General features: G+C 34.5%; 19 protein-coding genes and 1 tRNA gene. 7 read left to right on the forward strand and 13 right to left on the reverse strand.

The features are described from left to right. The first annotated feature begins 14 nt into the window (after positions 1–14). The 7 genes from ES676_RS06570 (at position 15) to ES676_RS06600 (ending at position 4,198) form a co-directional block, all read left to right on the forward strand. Positions 15–102: transfer RNA gene (locus ES676_RS06570), tRNA-Ser, on the forward strand. A gap of 103 nt (positions 103–205) precedes the next feature. Further along, positions 206–979 (forward strand): MotA/TolQ/ExbB proton channel family protein, encoded by a 774-nt coding sequence (locus tag ES676_RS06575; RefSeq protein ID WP_148369531.1) that lies wholly within the window; start codon positions 206–208, stop codon positions 977–979. A gap of 27 nt (positions 980–1,006) precedes the next feature. Beyond that, positions 1,007–1,447, forward strand: a complete 441-nt coding sequence (locus ES676_RS06580) for a hypothetical protein (protein ID WP_148369532.1) — start codon at positions 1,007–1,009, stop codon at positions 1,445–1,447. A 2-nt stretch (positions 1,448–1,449) separates the two neighbouring features. After that, positions 1,450–2,082 (forward strand): ExbD/TolR family protein, encoded by a 633-nt coding sequence (locus ES676_RS06585; RefSeq protein ID WP_148369533.1) that lies wholly within the window; start codon positions 1,450–1,452, stop codon positions 2,080–2,082. Positions 2,083–2,095: 13 nt separating this feature from the next. Further along, positions 2,096–2,581, forward strand: coding sequence for an ExbD/TolR family protein (locus tag ES676_RS06590; RefSeq protein ID WP_148369534.1), 486 nt, complete (start codon positions 2,096–2,098; stop codon positions 2,579–2,581). An 83-nt stretch (positions 2,582–2,664) separates the two neighbouring features. Continuing rightward, entirely contained in the window at positions 2,665–3,366 is a 702-nt protein-coding gene (locus ES676_RS06595) for a porin family protein (RefSeq protein ID WP_148369535.1), read from the forward strand. A 34-nt stretch (positions 3,367–3,400) separates the two neighbouring features. Next, a complete protein-coding gene (locus ES676_RS06600) occupies positions 3,401–4,198 on the forward strand; it encodes an EcsC family protein (RefSeq protein WP_148369536.1) in 798 nt (265 codons plus the stop codon). Between the two features lie 1,182 nt (positions 4,199–5,380). Here ES676_RS06600 and ES676_RS06605 read toward each other — a convergent pair. The 13 genes from ES676_RS06605 to ES676_RS06665 form a co-directional block, all read right to left on the reverse strand. Further along, positions 5,381–5,812, reverse strand: coding sequence for a DoxX family protein (locus ES676_RS06605; protein WP_148369537.1), 432 nt, complete (start codon positions 5,810–5,812; stop codon positions 5,381–5,383). Between the two features lie 107 nt (positions 5,813–5,919). Further along, a complete protein-coding gene (locus ES676_RS06610) occupies positions 5,920–6,525 on the reverse strand; it encodes a hypothetical protein (RefSeq protein ID WP_148369538.1) in 606 nt (201 codons plus the stop codon). After that, complete coding sequence (gene rpoN / locus ES676_RS06615; protein ID WP_148369539.1) at positions 6,525–7,982, reverse strand: RNA polymerase factor sigma-54; 1,458 nt, start codon at positions 7,980–7,982, stop codon at positions 6,525–6,527. The genes ES676_RS06610 and rpoN overlap by 1 nt, the downstream gene beginning before the upstream one ends. A 95-nt stretch (positions 7,983–8,077) precedes the next feature. Beyond that, positions 8,078–9,508, reverse strand: a complete 1,431-nt coding sequence (asnS, locus tag ES676_RS06620; protein WP_148369540.1) for an asparagine--tRNA ligase — start codon at positions 9,506–9,508, stop codon at positions 8,078–8,080. Between the two features lie 58 nt (positions 9,509–9,566). Beyond that, the gene (locus tag ES676_RS06625; protein ID WP_148369541.1) at positions 9,567–11,987 is read right to left on the reverse strand and encodes an efflux RND transporter permease subunit; all 2,421 of its coding nucleotides are present in this window, start codon (positions 11,985–11,987) and stop codon (positions 9,567–9,569) included. Between the two features lie 63 nt (positions 11,988–12,050). Next, complete coding sequence (locus ES676_RS06630) at positions 12,051–13,286, reverse strand: DUF5686 family protein (RefSeq protein ID WP_246130320.1); 1,236 nt, start codon at positions 13,284–13,286, stop codon at positions 12,051–12,053. Positions 13,287–13,550: 264 nt separating this feature from the next. Beyond that, on the reverse strand, positions 13,551–14,108 hold the full coding sequence (frr, locus tag ES676_RS06635) for a ribosome recycling factor (protein WP_148369543.1): 558 nt from the start codon (positions 14,106–14,108) through the stop codon (positions 13,551–13,553). 79 nt (positions 14,109–14,187) lie between these two features. Continuing rightward, positions 14,188–14,895: a UMP kinase gene (gene pyrH, locus ES676_RS06640; RefSeq protein ID WP_148369544.1), complete on the reverse strand. Its 708-nt coding sequence runs from the start codon at positions 14,893–14,895 to the stop codon at positions 14,188–14,190. A gap of 190 nt (positions 14,896–15,085) precedes the next feature. Further along, a complete protein-coding gene (tsf, locus tag ES676_RS06645; RefSeq protein WP_148369545.1) occupies positions 15,086–16,051 on the reverse strand; it encodes a translation elongation factor Ts in 966 nt (321 codons plus the stop codon). Between the two features lie 89 nt (positions 16,052–16,140). Next, positions 16,141–16,932 carry a 30S ribosomal protein S2 gene (rpsB, locus tag ES676_RS06650; protein WP_148369546.1) on the reverse strand — a complete coding sequence of 264 codons (792 nt, stop codon included), beginning with the start codon at positions 16,930–16,932 and terminating at the stop codon, positions 16,141–16,143. A 185-nt stretch (positions 16,933–17,117) separates the two neighbouring features. Beyond that, positions 17,118–17,504: a 30S ribosomal protein S9 gene (rpsI, locus tag ES676_RS06655; protein ID WP_148369547.1), complete on the reverse strand. Its 387-nt coding sequence runs from the start codon at positions 17,502–17,504 to the stop codon at positions 17,118–17,120. Then, positions 17,504–17,959, reverse strand: coding sequence for a 50S ribosomal protein L13 (gene rplM / locus ES676_RS06660; RefSeq protein ID WP_148369548.1), 456 nt, complete (start codon positions 17,957–17,959; stop codon positions 17,504–17,506). The genes rpsI and rplM overlap by 1 nt, the downstream gene beginning before the upstream one ends. A gap of 214 nt (positions 17,960–18,173) precedes the next feature. After that, positions 18,174–19,064: an SdiA-regulated domain-containing protein gene (locus tag ES676_RS06665; protein ID WP_148369549.1), complete on the reverse strand. Its 891-nt coding sequence runs from the start codon at positions 19,062–19,064 to the stop codon at positions 18,174–18,176. Positions 19,065–19,129: the final 65 nt, after the last annotated feature.

A 19,129-nucleotide genomic window follows, 5' to 3' on the forward strand; every position in this document is an offset into this window, starting at 1 on the left:
TATCGGTAAACTTTAGAGAGGTGGCCGAGTGGCTTAAGGCGCACGCTTGGAAAGCGTGTATGCGTTTATAGCGTATCGAGGGTTCGAATCCCTTTCTCTCTGCGAAATAAGCCCGATTACACGGTTGTAATTGGTTTTTTTATTTTTTAATTACATTTTTTTTATATCTTTAACACTTTAACTAATTAAAATTAAGATCACGACAATGAAAAGATTATTTTCAATCCTAGCCATAACTTTAATAATGGCATTTGGAACAGCTAACGCAACTACAACTGCTGCCACAATAGCAACAACAGTAGTCTCAACAACACAAGAAGCATCGACAGATGGCGCGGCAGAAGAGTCGTTAGGTTTTCACCAAGAGCTTAAAAAACGTTTTATCGAAGGTGGACCTCAGTTTATGGGAATTGTATTATTGTGTTTAATTCTAGGTTTAGCAATCGCTATCGAAAGAATTGTATTTTTAAACCTTTCTACAACAAACTCTAAGAAATTAGCTAAAAATGTAGAAGACGCATTACAATCTGGTGGAATTGAAGCTGCTAAGGAAGTTTGTCGTAACACTAAAGGGCCTATTGCCTCCATCTATTACCAAGGGTTAGATCGCGCAGACGAAAGTCTCGAATCTGCAGAGAAAGCAGTAATTGCTTACGGTGGTGTGCAAATGGGACAATTAGAAAAGAACATTTCTTGGATCTCTTTATTTATCGCCCTAGCTCCAATGCTTGGATTTATGGGTACGGTAATTGGTATGATTCAAGCCTTCGATAAAATTCAATCTGCAGGTGGTATGGATGCCGCTTTAGTTGCAGGAGGTATCAAAGTTGCACTTTTAACAACCGTATTTGGTTTAATTGTAGCTATTATTCTACAAGTATTTTACAATTATATTATTGCAAAAGTAGATAGTATTGTTAATGATATGGAAGATTCTTCTATTACATTAATGGATATGCTTGTGAGATATAAAAAGTAATATTAACTAATTTTAAAAACGAATACTATGCATAAGATTTTAAAAATAGTTTTATTAATTATAGGTGTTTTATCTATGGTTTTTTTAGCAAGAATTGTAGGAGCAGGAGATGAAGAAGTAAAAGAATTGGCTGCCAATGGAGATACCTCTTTATTAGAACCAATGACTTGGATAGCCTACATAATATTAGGGATAACCTTAGCTTTAGTACTGTTGTTTGTCGTAGTTAATTTATTTGCTAATACTGCAACCTTAAAAAACGCGTTAATAGGAGTAGGTGCTTTTCTAGTTGTAGGATTAATCGCCTACTTTACTGCTTCGGGAGTAGAAACACCAATGCAAGACGGAAAAATGTTATCGGCATCTGGCGCTAAATGGGTAGATACTGGTTTGTATATGTTCTACTTTTTAGCTGTAATTGCAGCAGGTACTATGTTGATAACAGGAATCAATAAAATGATTAAATAATTATGGCAAAAAGATCAGCACCAGAAGTTAATGCCGGCTCTATGGCTGACATTGCCTTCTTATTATTAATTTTCTTTTTGGTGACAACAGATATAGCAACCGATTCGGGGTTAAATAGAAAGTTACCTCCTATAGTTGATATAACGGATCCACCAAAAATTAAAGAGAGAAACATCTTTCAGATAAACGTTAATAGAACTAATCAGATCTTTTTAAAGTCTGATGGTGAAGAACGACTTATCAATCTTGGAGATTTAAGAGCAGCAGCTGTTAAGTTTTTAGATAATGGAGGAGGAACTGGGGACGATGCTTGTAAGCGCTGTCAAGGAGGACAGAACCCAAAATCATCAGATAATTTCGATAAAGCAATTATATCATTAAGTAATGATAGGCTTACTAAATACAAAACGTATATAGCCGTACAAAATGAAATAATCGCCGCCTATAACACTTTAAGGGACAGAGAGTTTAAAAGGGAGTTCCCTGCTTTACAAATGTCTTATGTTGAAGCAAACGATCGTTATTTAGATCCTCAAACGCCGCAAGCGGAACAGGATAGGTTAAAAGATCAATTAGAAACGATCAAAATACTAATTCCACAAAAGTTCTCTGAAGCAGAAACAAAGTCTAATTAGATAAAAAGTAATTATGTCTAAATTTAAAAAGAAACAAGATGGAGGGTTACCTCCAATTTCAACAGCATCGTTACCAGATATTGTATTTATGCTTTTGTTTTTCTTTATGGTAGCTACGGTTATTAAAGAAGATAATTTATTGATTGAAAATAAATTACCCTCAGCCGATCAAGTAGAAAAATTGGATAAAAAGAATCCAGTTAGCTATATTTATATTGGAAAGCCTAGTGCAAACTATATCGATAAATATGGATCTGAAGCAAGAATTCAGTTAAATGATAAGTATGCAGGGGTAGAGGATATAGCGCCTTTTATAGCTGCTGAGCGTGCCGCATTAAGAGAAGAATTATTACCTAAGTTAACTATTGCTTTAAAAGTAGATAGAGAAGCTAATATGGGTTTAGTTTCTGATGTTAAGCAAGAATTGCGTAAAGTAAATGCATTAAAAATTAACTATACCACTCGTAAGGGTGATGCCGTAGCAAATGCACAAAATTAAAACAATCTTAATTTTATAGTAAAAGGCGTTTTGATGTAATCAAAACGCCTTTTCTTTTTATTTACTTTTGTACTTTTAGGTTTATGAGATATTTTTTCCCCTTAGCGCTATGCCTTCTGTTCGGAATACAAGTGTACGCCCAAGAAGATGTTTTTTTAAGAGAACAAACCGCGGATTCTTTATATAAGGAAGATCAATTTTATATTGGGGTAACCTATAATCTATTAGGTAAGCAGCCCTCAGGAATCTCTCAGAGTGGCTTTTCTAGCGGATATCATTTCGGATTTATAAAAGATATCCCAATCAACAAAAGACGCAACAGTGCCATTGGTGTTGGTTTGGGTGTTTCTATTAATTCTTTTAACCAAAACCTTTTAATTACCGAAACAACAAGAGGTACAATGTTTTCAGTCTTAGATCGCTCAGAAACTAGTTATACTAAGAATAAGTTCTCGAGTTATATGTTAGAACTGCCTTTAGAGTACCGTTGGCGTACATCAACATCCAGAGAGTATAAGTTCTGGCGGGTGTATACCGGAGTGAAATTCGGGTATGTATTTGCCAATCAAACAAAATTTAAAGGGGAACCCACTAATATATCACTAAATAATAAGGATGTATTCAATGAGTTTCAATACGGATTAACGATGAGCGCCGGTTACAATACTTGGAATTTCTATATCTACTACGCTTTAAACCCTATTTTTAATGCTTCAGCAAAACTTAAAGGAGACACTATAGACATGAATGCTATTAAAATTGGTTTGATCTTTTATATCTTGTAATAGATAGGCATCAAATAAACACCAAAAGATAATTATGGAAGCAAAACTTAGTATTTCGGAAGTAGATATTACGGAGTTAATGGTGGCAAAACGGCTCCTTGAAAACCCAGGTTTAGCGGCAAAAATCACCAATTTTATTGGCTCTCCTATAGAAAAAGGAATAGATAGTCTTCCAAAAAAGTGGACTGATAAATTAGGCGACATTACCACAAACTCGTTATTGAAGGCTGCCGATGCTGCTATTTTTACTATGAAAAACAAATCGGCAAAAAAGTCTTCTAATAGAATTCATAAAACAGCTGTTGCCGTAAGTGGTGGTGTAGGTGGTTTTTTCGGATTTGCCGCATTGGCTATTGAGTTGCCAATTTCGACGACTATTATGTTACGTTCTATTGCTGATATTTCTAGAGAATACGGGGAATCGGTTAACAGTATCGAAACAAAAATGGCGTGCTTAGAAGTTTTTGCATTAGGAGGAACTTCTACTTCCGATGATGGTACCGAAACAGGATATTTTACAATTCGGGCATTATTGGGTCAATCGGTATCGGAAACCTCAAAATTTATTTTAGAAAAAGGAGTGGTTGATGAAGGCGCTCCCTTAATATTGCGTTTAGTAACGAAAGTGGCAGAACGCTTTTCAATACAAATATCAGAGAAAATGGCCGGGCAAGCTATTCCGTTTATTGGTGCTGCAGGTGGTGCTATAATTAATACGGTATTTATGGATCATTTTCAAGATATGGCAAAAGGTCATTTTATAGTGAGAAAACAAGAACGCCTCTACGGCCAAGAGTTAGTTAAAGCGTGTTATAAAAGCATCAAGGTATAATATAATAGACCTCTTTTTTACACAATGCTTTATTGCAGAGACCAACTATTAATTTTTTATTAGATTTATACTTTATTAGAAATTTAGTAGTATAATTATGGACCACAGGTATCAAGTAGAAAAAGCAACTTCACATCTTAATTATTTTACTATTTTTATAAAGTACAGCGTGCTGTTTATCGTCCTGTTTTTATCTAGTTGGATTGCTATACTTTTATTTATAGTAGCTCGAAGAGCGACACGAGTAAACACCATTTCAGTATTTCTCTTCGAAAATACCGTCATTTTTTCCGTTTTAATGGCAGGAGGTATAATTACTTGGTTTATTCATCGACTATTAAAAAATATAGTAAAGGCGAAGTTTTCGAAATTACCTTTGTCGATTCTACCCAGTGTTTAGTGATTAAAAAAATAAATCTAGCGAATAATAACGAAAAGACTATTACCTATCATTATAAAAACATTACTTGTTGGTTTTCTAAAAAACAAGATCCCTTTTGGGTAAACAAATAGTGCTACATATTTACAATAATGGTTCAATAGTACACGATATAAATTTAGATCGTACAGCGTGGTGCCGTCACGATAATATCGAACACTTCATAGAGAAAATAGAAACACCTCACAGCATTTTATAGGGACCAATGAGTAGTAATTAGACTTATTTACTATTTAAATCGGTTAATTTTATAAAGTATCTATTTAAGGCTTTATACAAAATCGTATTTTAGGGTAAGCACAGTATTAAACAGTCATTTTTTTTAATCCTCTTATGCGTAATGGTTTTTGTTTGCAATAATAATGACGAATAGCCGCCTATAGAACCTGCATTAGTTGGAGATAGGAAATTAATCGAATTTCTAACCGATATGGCTGACGTTTCCATTGTATTTAGCTATAAGATTATTACTTTAATAGCAACGGCAAGTTGTCTCTAAATGGAATGGTAGGCGGTATGTCTATAACTACAAACAGTGGTTATACAGTAACATAATCATAGAACTAATCGGTTTTATGTCTTTACTTTGAAAAAAATCTGAGTATACTTGTCCTTTTACGTATACCGAAAATATTTTAAGTCTAGAGTATTTCTGTATTGCGCCGAGGGAAGTTAAGTACCAGAAATATGAACAGTGATTTTAAAACTATTAGCAATTGAGATAAAGGGACTAATTACAATAGTTAATGATTACTTCTTCTGCTCATTATGTATTTTAATCCGCCAGAAGCCCACAATGACCAAAGAATAAGTACCGGCTGAAAAAATAGACGCGTTAGTCGTTTAGCGTCGGTATTTAAACCAAAAGAATCGAAACCGTTAGTGTACTGACTAATATTTCCAGGAAAAACTAAAACATAAAAGAGGGCTAAAGCAATACCAGTGAACACTTTTATCTTTCCTCCCCAAACCATCAGAGCTCCAAAAATAATTTCTACTACCCCAGAGGCTAAAACAATAAAATCGACAAACCCTTCTTCGGTAGATAACCATGTTGGCACTTGCGCTTGAAACTCTATGCGTTTAAAGGTGAGATGAGCAATACCTGCAAAAAGCATAGCCAAGCCCATTAAAATCCTAAAGGTGTTTTGAGTTTTAGAGGTGTTTACGATCATTTTATAGCTTTTAAGTTACGTTTATAGTTACAGATAATTTTAAGCGAAATAATGTATTAATTGGCATTAAAGGTTTGAAGCGATAGGAAATTGTTTTTATTAAGCACTTAAATCCAGTAATTCATTAGAATAATTTGTGGAATAAAGCCAATAAAAAAGCCAAATATTAACTCGGTGGGAGTGTGTGCTTTTAAATGTAAGCGCGAGGTGGCAATGGCTCCAGTAATAATAGCCATTAAAGCTAAGGACCCATTTATATTAATACTAAAATGAATGGAGAATGCAATGGCAAACATAAACACACCAGAGATCGCAATCATATGAATACTGGCTTTAAAATTAGCTAATGCTAGCGCTAAACAAGTTATGGTAGAAATTAAGGTGCCAATAAAAAAGAAATATAATTCTACAATTTGATTAATTGGCAATACGCGTTTCAAAATTAAGAGAATTATAACCGCGTTAATTAGTAAAGGTGTTACGCGTTCTTTCGTCGTTTTTAAATAAATCGTTTGTGTTTTTCCTAAAGTTTTAAGTAAAAAATAGGTAAGAATAGGTAAGAGAATAGTTAATATAAAAAGTGACGTAATTTTTGCACTAATGACGTCAAAGGACAAATATCTTGGTGATTTTGAAAAATAGAAAATAACAGCCAATAAGGGCATTATAATTGGGTGAAATACAAAAGAGACGCTTTTAAGAAGGAAATTCATTATATCTTTTTTCTTAAACGTGCTACGGGGATATCTGACTGTTCTCTGTATTTAGCTACGGTACGTCTAGCTATGGGGTACCCCTTTTCCTTTAAGATTTTCGCTAAAGCTTCATCTGTTAACGGCTTTTTCTTATTTTCCTCATCAATAACCGTTTCTAGAATTGTTTTTATTTCACGGGTAGAAACCTCTTCGCCTTGATCGTTAGTCATCGATTCAGAGAAAAATTCTTTAATCAATTTGGTGCCATAAGGGGTGTCTACGTATTTACTATTAGCAACGCGAGACACCGTAGAAACGTCCATTTCAATTTCGTCTGCAATATCTTTTAAAATCATTGGTCTTAATTTGCGCTCATCGCCTGTTAAGAAGAATTCTTTTTGGTAATGCATAATAGCACTCATTGTAACGAATAGCGTCTGTTGGCGCTGTTTAATAGCTTCTATAAACCATTTTGCGGCGTCGAGCTTTTGTTTAATAAACTGTACGGCATCTTTCTGTGCTTTGGTACGCTCTTTCGTTTCTTTGTAACCTTTAAGCATATTGTTGTACTCGCGAGAGACATGAAGCTCGGGAGCATTTCTGCCATTTAAAGTCAATTCTAATTCGCTATTTACAATTTTTATTGCAAAATCAGGGACAACATGTTGCACAACACGGCTGTTTCCCGCGTAAGAGCCACCAGGTTTAGGGTTTAATCTTTCGATTTCGTGAATAGCATCTTTTAGCTGAATTTCAGTAATATCGAATTTCTGCATCAGTTTTTGATAATGCTTTTTTGTAAACTGATCGAATGCATTATTTATAATATCTAAAGCCAGAGCGACATCGGGCTTTTGTTCTTTACGTTCTAATTGAATACTTAAACACTCTTGAAGGTTACGAGCGCCAACCCCTGAAGGATCTAATTGGTGCACAATTTTTAAAACGCGGTTTATTTTATCTTCGGTGGTATAGACGTTTTGTGTAAACGCTAAATCGTCCATTATATCACTAAGTTCACGACGGATATAGCCACTTTCGTCTACACTTCCGACAAGGAATTCGGCAATTTCACGTTCTTCATCATCCAAACGATACGTGTTTAATTGACTCACTAAATGTTGTCTAAATGATGTTCCTGAAGCATACGGAATGCTTTTTTCATCTTCATCGGCGCTATAATTATTTACGCTCGTGCGGTAATCTGGTGTTTCGTCGTCACTTAAATAATCATCAACATTAATATCGTCGGTATTAATTGTTTCAGTATCGTCGTATTCGTCTTGCGAATTATCTAAATCATCGTACTCATTCTCAACCTCTTCTTTACCGCTATCTAAAGCAGGGTTTTCTTCTAACTCTTGCTTTAAACGTTGTTCAAAAGCTTGCGTAGGAAGTTGTATCAATTTCATCAATTGAATTTGTTGCGGAGACAACTTCTGAGATAATTTAAACTGTAAATATTGTTTAAGCATACTATATTTTAGAATATGTACTAAAATAAAAAAAACAATCTAGATTTATGAGTTTACTAGATTGTTTATTTTTACTATTGTAGGTAAATTTTTAACTAGAACTCTGCATTTTGAGGGGTTCTAGGAAACGGAATGACGTCTTTAATATTACCCATTCCTGTGGCAAACATTACCAAACGTTCGAAACCTAAACCAAAACCTGAGTGTACGGCTGTTCCATATTTACGCAAGTCTAGGTACCACCAAAGCTCTTCTTCTGGAATATTTAAGGCTGCCATTTTCTCTTTTAGAACATCTAATCGTTCTTCACGTTGCGATCCTCCAACAATTTCGCCAATGCCAGGGAATAAAATATCCATTGCTCTTACCGTTTTTCCGTCTTCATTTAAGCGCATATAAAAAGCTTTAATATCGGCAGGATAATCAAATAAAATTACAGGACATTTAAAGTGCTTTTCTACAAGGAAACGCTCGTGCTCCGATTGTAAGTCTACTCCCCATTCTTCAATAATATAATTAAATTTCTTTTTCTTATTAGGTTTACTATTTTTTAAGATATCGATCGCTTCAGTATAACTTACGCGTTTAAAATTATTTTCGGTAACAAATTTTAATTTATCAATAAGGCGCATTTCGCTTCTTTCAGCTTGAGGTTTTGTTTTTTCTTCATCAAATAAACGCTGATCTAAAAACTCTAAATCCTCACTATTATGCTCTAAAACGTAAGTAATAACTGATTTCATAAAGTCTTCGGCCAAATCCATATTACCAGCTAAATCCATAAACGCCACTTCTGGTTCAATCATCCAGAATTCTGCCAAATGGCGAGAAGTATTTGAGTTTTCAGCCCTGAATGTTGGTCCGAAAGTATAAACTTTTCCTAACGACATAGCATACGTTTCTGCTTCTAATTGCCCAGAAACGGTAAGGTTGGTTTCTTTACCAAAGAAATCTTTACTATAATCGACAGAGCCATCGTCTTTTAAGGGTGGATTTTTAGGGTCTAAGGCACTTACTCTAAACATTTCTCCAGCACCTTCAGCATCACTTCCTGTTACAATAGGGGTGTGCATATAGTAAAATCCGTTGTCGTTAAAATATTTGTGTACGGCAAACGAAAGGGTAGAACGTAAGCGCATTACAGCACTAAAAGTATTTGTTCTTGTGCGCAAGTGTGCGTTTTCTCTTAAAAATTCGAAGGAGTGTTTTTTAGGCTGAATAGGGTATTTTTCTGGATCTGAATCTCCTAAAATAACAATTGAAGTTACAGCAATTTCTACTGTTTGTCCTTGTCCCTGACTTTCTATTAGTTCTCCTTTAATGTGTACGGCGGCTCCGGTGGTAATGCGTTTTAACACATCTTCTGGTGTGTTTTCAAAATCGACAACACATTGAATATTATTAAGTGTAGAGCCGTCATTTAAGGCAATAAAACGTTTCGCTCTAAATGTTCTTACCCAGCCTTTAATTTCAACGTCTTGGGGCGCCGTTTGTTTTAATAATTGTGCAATTGTGTACTGTGTCATTTTTTTATAATGTATTTAAATGCAACTATAACTGTTTTTAGTTTTTATAGTTAAAATCTTATTTTTTGTCGTCTGTAGCATCGGTATTAAAATCACCTTCGCTTTCTCCAGGGATAATATTAATAGTGGGCTTTTTTAAAATTTGTTTGTTCGCAATACTGCGCTCTAAAGATAGTAATAATGAAGGCAACAGAAGTAAATTAGATAGCATAGCGAATAATAAGGTAATCGATACTAAAGCGCCTAGCGCTACTGTACCTCCAAAACTGGAGATCATAAATATTGAAAAACCAAAGAATAAAACAATAGACGTATAGAACATGCTGACGCCTGTTTCTCTTAAAGCACCGTAAACCGATTTTTTAATCTTCCAGTTATTGGCCTGTAATTCTTGTCTATATTTTGCTAAAAAGTGAATAGTATCATCCACCGATATACCAAAAGCAATACTAAATACTAATATTGTGGACGGTTTTATAGGGACACCTAAATAGCCCATTAAACCTGCTGTAACCACCAATGGTAGTAAGTTTGGGATTAACGATACAATAATCATTCTAAACGAACGAAACATATAGGCCATAAATAACGCAATGAGTAAAATAGCCAGCGATAACGATAAGGCTAAGTTTTTTACTAAATAGGTCGTTCCTTTTTGGAATACTAAAGCTTTACCAGTTACAATAACGTCATATTTGTCTGCTGGGAATAATTTTTTAATTTTGGCTTCGATATCACTTTCAATCTCTTCCATTTTGTCGGTACCAATATCTTTCATAAATGAAGTGATACGCGCATATTGCCCTGTGCTATCAACAAAATCATTTAATATTGTGGTCTCCCCGGAAGTCGAATTTTTTAGATAAGGCAATATAAAAGCTTCTTCCTGTTTTGTTGGTAATTGGTAGTATTTGGGATTTCCGTTATAAAATGCCTGCTTAGAATATTTTACAAGACTTACAATTGAAATGGGACGGGACAACTCCGGTGTGTCAATAATTAAATCTTCAAGCGCGTCCATACGTTTAAGAGTCGACGATTTCATAACGCCTTTTTCACGCTTGGTATTAATCATAATCTCCAAAGGCATAATACCGTTAAACTCCTTTTCGAAAAAACGAATGTCTTTATAGAATTCAGTGTTTTTCGGCATGTCTTCAAGAAGGCTTCCCGATATTTTTATTTTATAAATTCCAATAATACACGTAATCACTAAACAGCATACTGTAATGTAAATGGCAATGCGTTTCTCTTTTACCATACGCTCCGTCCAATCCACAAAACTACCAACCCAGCGTTTATTTAAATGCTCTAAATGGCGCTCTTTAGGATAAGGTAAAAAGGTGTATATGATGGGAATAATAAGCAAACACAAAATAAAAATAGCAATAATGCTTAAGGAGGCAACGATACCAAATTCTTTAAGTAAAGTGCTATCTGTAATTATAAAGGTAGCAAAACCTGAAGCTGTGGTAATATTCGTCATCAACGTCGCATTACCCACTTTGGTAATTACACGCTGTAACGATTTTACTTTATTACCATGCGATTTTACTTCTTGCTGGTATTTATTAATTAAAAAGATACAGTTAGGGATACCAATAACAATAATTAATGGGGGTATTAAAGCGGTAAGTACCGTAATTTCGTATTTAAGGAATCCTAAAATTCCGAGAGTCCACATAACACCAATACACACGACAACTAGAGAAATTAACGTGGCTCTAAACGACCTAAAGAATAAGAAGAAAATTATTGAGGTGACTAATAAAGCGCCTCCAACAAATAAGCCTATTTCATCTACTATATTTTGTGAATTTAGTGTACGGATATAGGGCATTCCCGAAATCCGTACATCTATATTTGTTTCTTTCTCGAAGACTTTAATACGTTCTATTAGCTTGTCTACAACAAAATCTTTTCGGGCGGGTGTATTTACTATATCTTTTTTGAGATAAATAGCGGAACGAATAGTCTTCGTTTCTTTATTGTATAAAAAGTTATCGTAAAACGGGTATTGTGTAAATAATTCATACTGCAACGTGTCGATTTGCGTTTGAGAATGAACAGAATTTTTTATAAACGGTACTAAATTAAATTTCTGGTTTTCGGTATCTTTTACAAGTTTTTGTAAATCTTTAATCGATGCAACGGTAATAACTTCATCATCGTTTCTAAAGGTATCCGAAAGAGCGTTCCAAGCATTTAGTTTATCTACCGTAAATAAAGTAGAATCTTTAACGCCAAGAACAATAAGGTTGCCCTCTTCTCCAAAAATATTTAAAAACTTGTTATATTCTATATTTACCTCGTGGTCATCTGGCAGTAAATTGGCCTCGGTATAGGTAAAGCGCATGTGCTTCCATTGTGTACTAAAAAGAATAGTAATTAATACAACGGTAATAAGGATACCAATTTTGTTTCGAAGAATTAATCTCGCAACAGTATCCCAAAAGCGTGATGTTTTAAGTTTCGACATAGTCATTTAAAAAGAAGCGCAAAGGTATATAAAACCGAGATAATTCATCTATTAAATTCAAAATTATAACGTAATATTAAATGTGAATTTTAAAGCAATATTATCGTTAAATTTAGGCAAATGGTAGCCGCCGTATCTATACGTTAAGCTTAAACCAAAGCCGAGAAGAAGTTTGTTAATCTCTAAGCCAGTCTCGGTATAACCGTGTTTAAGTGTTCCAAATGATACGTTTTGATGACGCCCAATATTATTAATATTTCCAATCGCGAAACGTGAAATAAGCACTAATTGTGGATTGAATTTTTCGGCAATAGCAAACGGTTTAAAGTAATGTTTGGCAACTAAAGTAGTAAAGCGATCAGAGAAAAACTCGTTAAAAAACATCGTTTCAAAACTATTAATTCCTGCTACCGAAAAACGACTTAGTATCGTTGCTTTATTAATATTGTTAGGATAAGCGTGATATAAATGCGTTAATGGAGTGTCTCCGTGGGCCAGACCAGCAGTTAAAACACCAGTGGTATACGACTTGTTTTTGTGTGTAATTTTATGAATGGTTCTAAAGTCTAATTTTGAAAAATTAAAATCGGCATCTAAGACCTCTCGGAAACTTTTGGTGTACTGTAATGAAAACTTTGGGAAACCATTTTTAGTTTCTACTAGCTTGTCATCTTTTGTTTTGTATTGGTTAAACGGACTCCATTGCAGAGAGACGGTAGCTGTTGTGGTTTCGAAGTCATCGTAAGATTTATCGTCTAGTACGTAATTATAGCTGTACGTTGGCCTAATATTACTAATTGCAAGTTGTGTCTCGGTAGTTAAATTCGGTGTAATTTGATGCTCTAAGGATACGGCAGATGTAATGTGTTTATGGAACAAATCGATGTTTAAAAGTCGTGGCTCGAAAAAAGAGAAAAAGCGGCTATCGGTTAGAAATTTAGAGCTCCCACTTTCTAACAAATCATCGGTATACGAAAAGTTAAACCACGTTTTTGTGTCTTCGTTTAAGCGAGCGCCTCCACCAATTTTATATTTAAATCTATGGTCTTTAAACCCATAAACAACATAAGAATCTATACGGTATTTTTCTGAAAAGCCATCGTTAGTAACGCCTCCCAAACCAGTTCTAAATCCTTCATATTGATTGAACTTTACGAGATAGCGTAAATCGAAATTCCAAAAGGATGTTGGAAAAAAACCATTACCAATCTGTTTTAAAAGCACATCAGATTTTGTGGAGTCTTGAGCAACGCGGGTACTGTCTTTAGGTGTTTGCGCACTTAAAGACAATGAGAACAAAAATATACAAAATAAAAAGCAGTGTCTTAGCATAGTGATATATCGTTTGTGGCTATGTAAAGTACAGCTTTTAGGCGATTCGAAAATTGATTCTGATTTAAAAGAATAAAAGTTACGATTATTTTAACATATTGTTTTTAATGGCGGCTATTTTTAATCTTCCTTTGGTTATCTGGATTTAGAATACAAAAAAAAAGGCGCTAAAGGTGAAGCGGTAAGTGCGAGTTAAAGTAAAAAAGCGACTTAAAAAAGTCACTTTTTAATTTAAACAGTCATTATTTCTTTTTCCTTTATAACAAAAATTTCATCGATTTTTTTAACATATGCATCGGTTAGATTTTGTATGTCTTGCTCTGCGTTTTTCTGAATATCTTCAGACACGTCCTCATTTTTTTTAATATCGTTATTAGCCTCTTTACGCGCATTACGGATACCAATTTTGGCCTCTTCGGCTTCAGATTTTGCCTGTTTTGCTAATTGTAAACGACGTTCTTCTGTTAATGGGGGTACGTTAATAATAATAATATCACCATTATTCATTGGGTTAAAACCAAGGTTTGCAATTTGGATTGCTTTGTCAATAGCTTGAAGCATATTTTTTTCCCAAGGTTGCACAGAGATTGTTCTACCGTCTGGCGTATTTACATTCGCTACTTGACTTAAAGGGGTTTGAGAACCGTAATAATCGACCATAACACTACCCAACATTGCGGGGCTTGCTTTTCCTGCTCTGATGTTTACAAATTGTTTTTCTAAATGCTTTACAGCAGATTGCATAGACTCTTTTGTAGAATCAATTATAAATGTAATGTCTTCGTTCATATTAAGATATTTTATTTTTTTAAGTAAAATTTAAGCCTGTTTTAAACGTAATATTAGTAGAGTGAATACCTTAAAATTACTATAAACTGACTTGAGTTCCAATTTTTTCTCCAGAAATAACTTTCATTAAATTCCCTCTTGTATTCATATCGAAAACAATAATAGGAAGTTCGTTTTCTTGACTTAAGGTAAACGCTGTGGTGTCCATCACTTTTAAACCCTTTTTTAAAACATCGTCGAAAGTGATGTGGTCGAATTTTACAGCGGTACTATCTTTTTCTGGATCAGTATTATAAATTCCGTCTACTCGAGTTCCTTTTAAAATAACATCGGCCTCTATTTCTATTGCACGTAAAACAGCTGCCGAGTCTGTTGTAAAATAGGGATTACCAGTACCTCCACCAAAAATAACGACACGTCCTTTTCTTAAATGGCTCATTGCTTTTCTTCTAATAAAGGGCTCGGCCACTTCATTAATTTTTATAGCAGTTTGCAAACGAGTTTTAACACCCGCGTCTTCAAGAGCATTTTGTAGAGCAAGACCGTTAATTACAGTAGCTAACATTCCCATATGGTCGCCTTGAACACGATCCATACCGTTCATCGCTCCGGCAACTCCTCTAAAAATATTTCCGCCGCCAATAACAATGGCAACTTCAATTCCTTTTTCGGTAACAGCTTTTATATCTTCAGCGTATTCGGCTAAACGATCTGGATCTATACCGTATTGGCGATTGCCCATTAAGGCCTCACCAGATAGTTTTAAGAGAATTCTTTTGTATTTCATTTTTGTTTCTGAAAGTTTAGCAAAGCTACATAAATTTTTTCCCTTTTGAAATCTTTTTAAAGCCGAAGCATCATTTTTACAAAAATGTTTTAATATAGTATTAGCAAGCCACCATAAAAAAACCACTACGGTGAGGTAGTGGTTTTTAAAACTATTATAATCGGTTTATACACCGTTATTCTCTATATAATTATCCTAAAGATACTCTTTCGAATGATGTTACTTCTACGTCTCCAAAAGTTTTAACGTATTCTGCAACTGTCATCTTTTCATCTTTAATAAACTTTTGATCTAATAAACATTGTTCTTGATCTAAAGTGGTATTATCAGAGATGAAACGCTCCATTTTACCAGGTAAAATTTTATCCCAGATTTGTTCTGGTTTTCCTTCAGCTTTCAATTCAGCTTTTGCAGTTTCTTCAGCTTGCGCTAAAACTTCAGGAGTTAATTGAGACATTGAGATATATTGTGGTACGTTTTTAAGTGTTTTACCTAAACGACCTAACTCGATGTTATCTTTTTCTATTACAGCTATTCTTGCTTCAGTTTCTGATGTTACGTAAGTAGCATCGAAAAATTTGTAAGATAACTTTGTTGCGCCCATAGAAGCGATTTGCATTGCTACATCTTTAGCTAATGTTTCAACATTATCAACTTTAGCCGATAAACCAACCAAGGCAGCAATTTTATTAATATGCACGTAAGTACCTACGTAAGGGGCATTAAGTTTAGCGAAAGCATTAATTTCTAATTTTTCACCAACAACACCAGTTTGTTCAACTAATTTTTCTGTTACCGTAAAACCTCCAAAATCTGACGCTAAGAAATCGTCTTTAGAATCGAAGTTGATTGCACTATCTGCTAAATCTGTTGCTAATTTTACGAACGTTTCGTTTTTACCAACAAAATCAGTTTCACAACCTAAAACAATAGCAACACCTGTTGTGTTATCATCATTTAATTTAGAAACGGCAGCGCCCTCACTAGAGTCGCGGTCTGCTCTTTTTTCTGCTACTTTCTGTCCTTTTTTTCTAAGAACATCGATTGCTTTATCGAAATCTCCTTCAGCTTCAACTAATGCTTTCTTGCAGTCCATCATACCTGCACCTGTAGCTTTTCTTAATTTGTTAACCTCTGCGGCTGATATTTTTGTCATAACTTTTATGATATAATTTAAAAAAGTCGTTCAATCTAATTCTATGAAGAAAAACATTAAACGACTTATAGATATTGTATAATTATTATTTATTCTTCTTCTTCACTAGCTGCTTTAGCTTTTTCAGGTGCTGCTTTAGCTTGTTCAGCAACTGCTTTTTCATCAGCTTTAGCGGCATCTTTATCAGCTTTTTCAACTTTACGTGCATTTAAACCGTTAGTAACGGCTTCTGTAACGTGTGTTAAAATTTTATCGATAGATTTAGAAGCATCATCATTTGCTGGTATAACGTAATCTACTTGACGTGGATCTGAGTTAGTATCTACCATTGCAAAAATAGGAATGTTTAATTTCTGTGCTTCTTTAATCGCGATATGCTCACGTTTAATATCTACAACAAACAAAGCTGCAGGAAGACGTGTCATATCTGTAATAGAACCTAAGTTTTTCTCTAACTTAGCTCTAAGACGGTTTACTTGTAAACGCTCTTTTTTAGATAACGTTAAAAAGGTACCATCTTTCTTCATTCTATCGATAGTAGCCATCTTTTTGATCGCTTTACGGATAGTAATGAAGTTCGTTAACATTCCGCCAGGCCATCTTTCTGTGATGAAAGGCATATTAATGTTACCCGCTTTTTCAGCTACGATGTCTTTTGCTTGTTTTTTTGTAGCAACAAATAAGATTTTACGACCAGAGGCTGCAATTTTAGCAAGAGCTTCTCCAGCTTCCTCAATCTTAGCTGCTGTTTTGTATAAGTTTATAATGTGGATGCCATTACGCTCCATATATACGTAAGGAGCCATATTAGGATCCCACTTACGGGTAAGGTGACCGAAATGTACACCTGCTTCAAGTAATTCTTTTACTTCTACTGCCATTTTGTAATAGTTTACGTTCTGTTGAATTAGCAATAATTAAGTGGTCTTTTTACAAATCGCCTTAAATATTTAGATGCTAAACTAAATCCTGTCTTTTGGACTAGGACAACAATAACTAGTTATTTTTTGTTTTGAACCCAATTAAGAATAATCGATAAACGATATCCCCAATGGAATTGAGGATATTAACGTTTAGAGAATTGGAATTTCTTACGTGCTTTTTTCTGACCGAATTTCTTACGTTCAACCATTCTAGGATCTCTAGTTAATAAACCTTCAGGTTTTAAAAGACCTCTGTTTTCGTCATTTAACTCACACATTGCGCGAGAAATGGCTAAACGGATAGCTTCTGCTTGTCCTGTAACACCACCACCAAATACATTTACATTAATATCAAAAGTAGTTTCGTTTTCCGTTAATACTAACGGTTGCTTTACTTTGTATTGTAAAATTGCAGTTGGGAAGTAGTTTGCTAATTCTTTTTTGTTAATCGTTATTTTACCTTCTCCTTGAGATAGGTAAACACGAGCAACAGCCGTTTTTCTACGACCAATTTTGTGTAATACTTCCATTACTTAAATTCGTTTAAGTTAATTGTAGCTGGCTTCTGAGCTTCGTGAGCATGCTTTGTTCCAGTAACAACAGTTAAATTTCTAAAAAGACTTGCTCCTAACTTGTTCTTAGGTAACATTCCTTTTACAGATTTCTCTACTAATCTTGATGGATCTTTTCCAAATAATTCAGTAGCAGTTAAACTTCTTTGACCACCTGGGTAACCCGTGTGACGAATGTACGTTTTGTCATTCCACTTGTTTCCTGATAAGTTGATTTTTTCCGCATTGATAACAATTACGTTATCACCACAATCAACGTGTGGTGTGAAGCTAGGCTTGTGCTTTCCTCTTAAAAGTTTTGCAACTTTAGAAGCCATACGCCCTAATGTTTGACCTTCAGCGTCAACTAAAACCCACTGTTTATCTACAGTTGCTTTATTGGCTGAAATCGTTTTGTAGCTTAATGTGTCCACAGTTATTAATATTTTTTATTAAACATTCCTCTCTTTAAAAGAGTTGGCAAATTTACGATTATATATTTGATTACCAAATAGTGTACGTATATATTTTTAATAACTCTGTTGATATCTTTCTATCATCCCTTCCCGCATTTAAGGAAATCGCTATGCTTTTGGTGTAAAAGTAGCGCTCCCAATATGTTTTTTTATCTATTAGAGTGTTGTTTTTTTATTTAATAGTAACCTCCAGCAGTGTTGCGGGGCCTTTATGGGCTTCATTAGAGATATAAAGAAGCCCGTCTTCACTAAATGTAATTCCTTCTGGTTGTGGAAATTCGTCTTTGTTTAATCGAATCACTTTTTTTATGTCACCTTCGGGAGTGAATATAACTAATTTTGGGTGTTTTCCTTCTAAAATATAGATGTCCTTGGTCTCTGGATGTATCGCTGCATCTGATGGATTGAACGTTTTTTCTGCTTTCTTCTTTCTAAAGGTGTTAAATGCTTCGGCGTTCATGTCTATTTTTAGAAAGGGTTGTACTCCACGAATTTTAGTTTCTAAATCTATTTCATAAAGCGATTTAAAGTTTTTATCTTTTAAACCTTCGTCTTTAGGTGCTGTAATTAAACGGTTTGTGTTGTTGTTATAGGTTAAGGTTTCCATATTATGTTTAATAGAAAACCCAGTACTGAAAGTGGTTACTTTTTTGTCTTGAGATTGAAAATCGGTAACTTCAAACAGGATGCCATCGCTACGCATTATGTACGCGTCTTTATTTACGATAGCAATACCTTCATAATCGCCAGGGCCAGCGAAATCTATCCTTTTAATAATACTTTTGCTGGTTATATCGTAAACATATATACTACCGTCTTCATCTTGAATGCACGCAAATGTAGCAGGGCTTAACCAAGCAATACCGCTAACTTCCTTCAGCGCTTTAGGAAGATTCCATGTGGTGTTTACAACGTAGTCTTTTTTGGGTTTAGAGTTTTTAGTTAGTTTATTCGTCTTTACTGTTTTAGTCGGTACTATGGGCATACTCGTATTGAAGGCAACGCCTAAACCAATAATGGCAATTGTTAAAAGTGCTACGAATAGATAACTTGATTTTTTCATTGTTCTTATTTTAAGTCCCGAAGATGTTTGCAAAAACTGAAAACAAAATGGAATTTTAAAGTATA

Source organism: Bizionia saleffrena, from assembly GCF_008086175.1.
Classification (GTDB): domain Bacteria; phylum Bacteroidota; class Bacteroidia; order Flavobacteriales; family Flavobacteriaceae; genus Bizionia; species Bizionia saleffrena.

Coding starts and splice junctions, on each gene's coding strand:
- rpoN (WP_148369539.1), bottom strand. CDS start 7,982: ATGCTTAAACAATATTTACAGTTTAAATTATCTCAGAAGTTGTCTCCG.
- rpsI (WP_148369547.1), bottom strand. CDS start 17,504: ATGGAAGTATTACACAAAATTGGTCGTAGAAAAACGGCTGTTGCTCGT.
- pyrH (WP_148369544.1), bottom strand. CDS start 14,895: ATGAAATACAAAAGAATTCTCTTAAAACTATCTGGTGAGGCCTTAATG.
- ES676_RS06590 (WP_148369534.1), top strand. CDS start 2,096: ATGTCTAAATTTAAAAAGAAACAAGATGGAGGGTTACCTCCAATTTCA.
- ES676_RS06665 (WP_148369549.1), bottom strand. CDS start 19,064: ATGAAAAAATCAAGTTATCTATTCGTAGCACTTTTAACAATTGCCATT.
- tsf (WP_148369545.1), bottom strand. CDS start 16,051: ATGACAAAAATATCAGCCGCAGAGGTTAACAAATTAAGAAAAGCTACA.
- ES676_RS06575 (WP_148369531.1), top strand. CDS start 206: ATGAAAAGATTATTTTCAATCCTAGCCATAACTTTAATAATGGCATTT.
- ES676_RS06580 (WP_148369532.1), top strand. CDS start 1,007: ATGCATAAGATTTTAAAAATAGTTTTATTAATTATAGGTGTTTTATCT.
- ES676_RS06595 (WP_148369535.1), top strand. CDS start 2,665: ATGAGATATTTTTTCCCCTTAGCGCTATGCCTTCTGTTCGGAATACAA.
- ES676_RS06585 (WP_148369533.1), top strand. CDS start 1,450: ATGGCAAAAAGATCAGCACCAGAAGTTAATGCCGGCTCTATGGCTGAC.
- frr (WP_148369543.1), bottom strand. CDS start 14,108: ATGAACGAAGACATTACATTTATAATTGATTCTACAAAAGAGTCTATG.
- ES676_RS06600 (WP_148369536.1), top strand. CDS start 3,401: ATGGAAGCAAAACTTAGTATTTCGGAAGTAGATATTACGGAGTTAATG.
- rpsB (WP_148369546.1), bottom strand. CDS start 16,932: ATGGCAGTAGAAGTAAAAGAATTACTTGAAGCAGGTGTACATTTCGGT.
- asnS (WP_148369540.1), bottom strand. CDS start 9,508: ATGACACAGTACACAATTGCACAATTATTAAAACAAACGGCGCCCCAA.
- ES676_RS06605 (WP_148369537.1), bottom strand. CDS start 5,812: ATGATCGTAAACACCTCTAAAACTCAAAACACCTTTAGGATTTTAATG.
- ES676_RS06610 (WP_148369538.1), bottom strand. CDS start 6,525: ATGAATTTCCTTCTTAAAAGCGTCTCTTTTGTATTTCACCCAATTATA.
- ES676_RS06625 (WP_148369541.1), bottom strand. CDS start 11,987: ATGTCGAAACTTAAAACATCACGCTTTTGGGATACTGTTGCGAGATTA.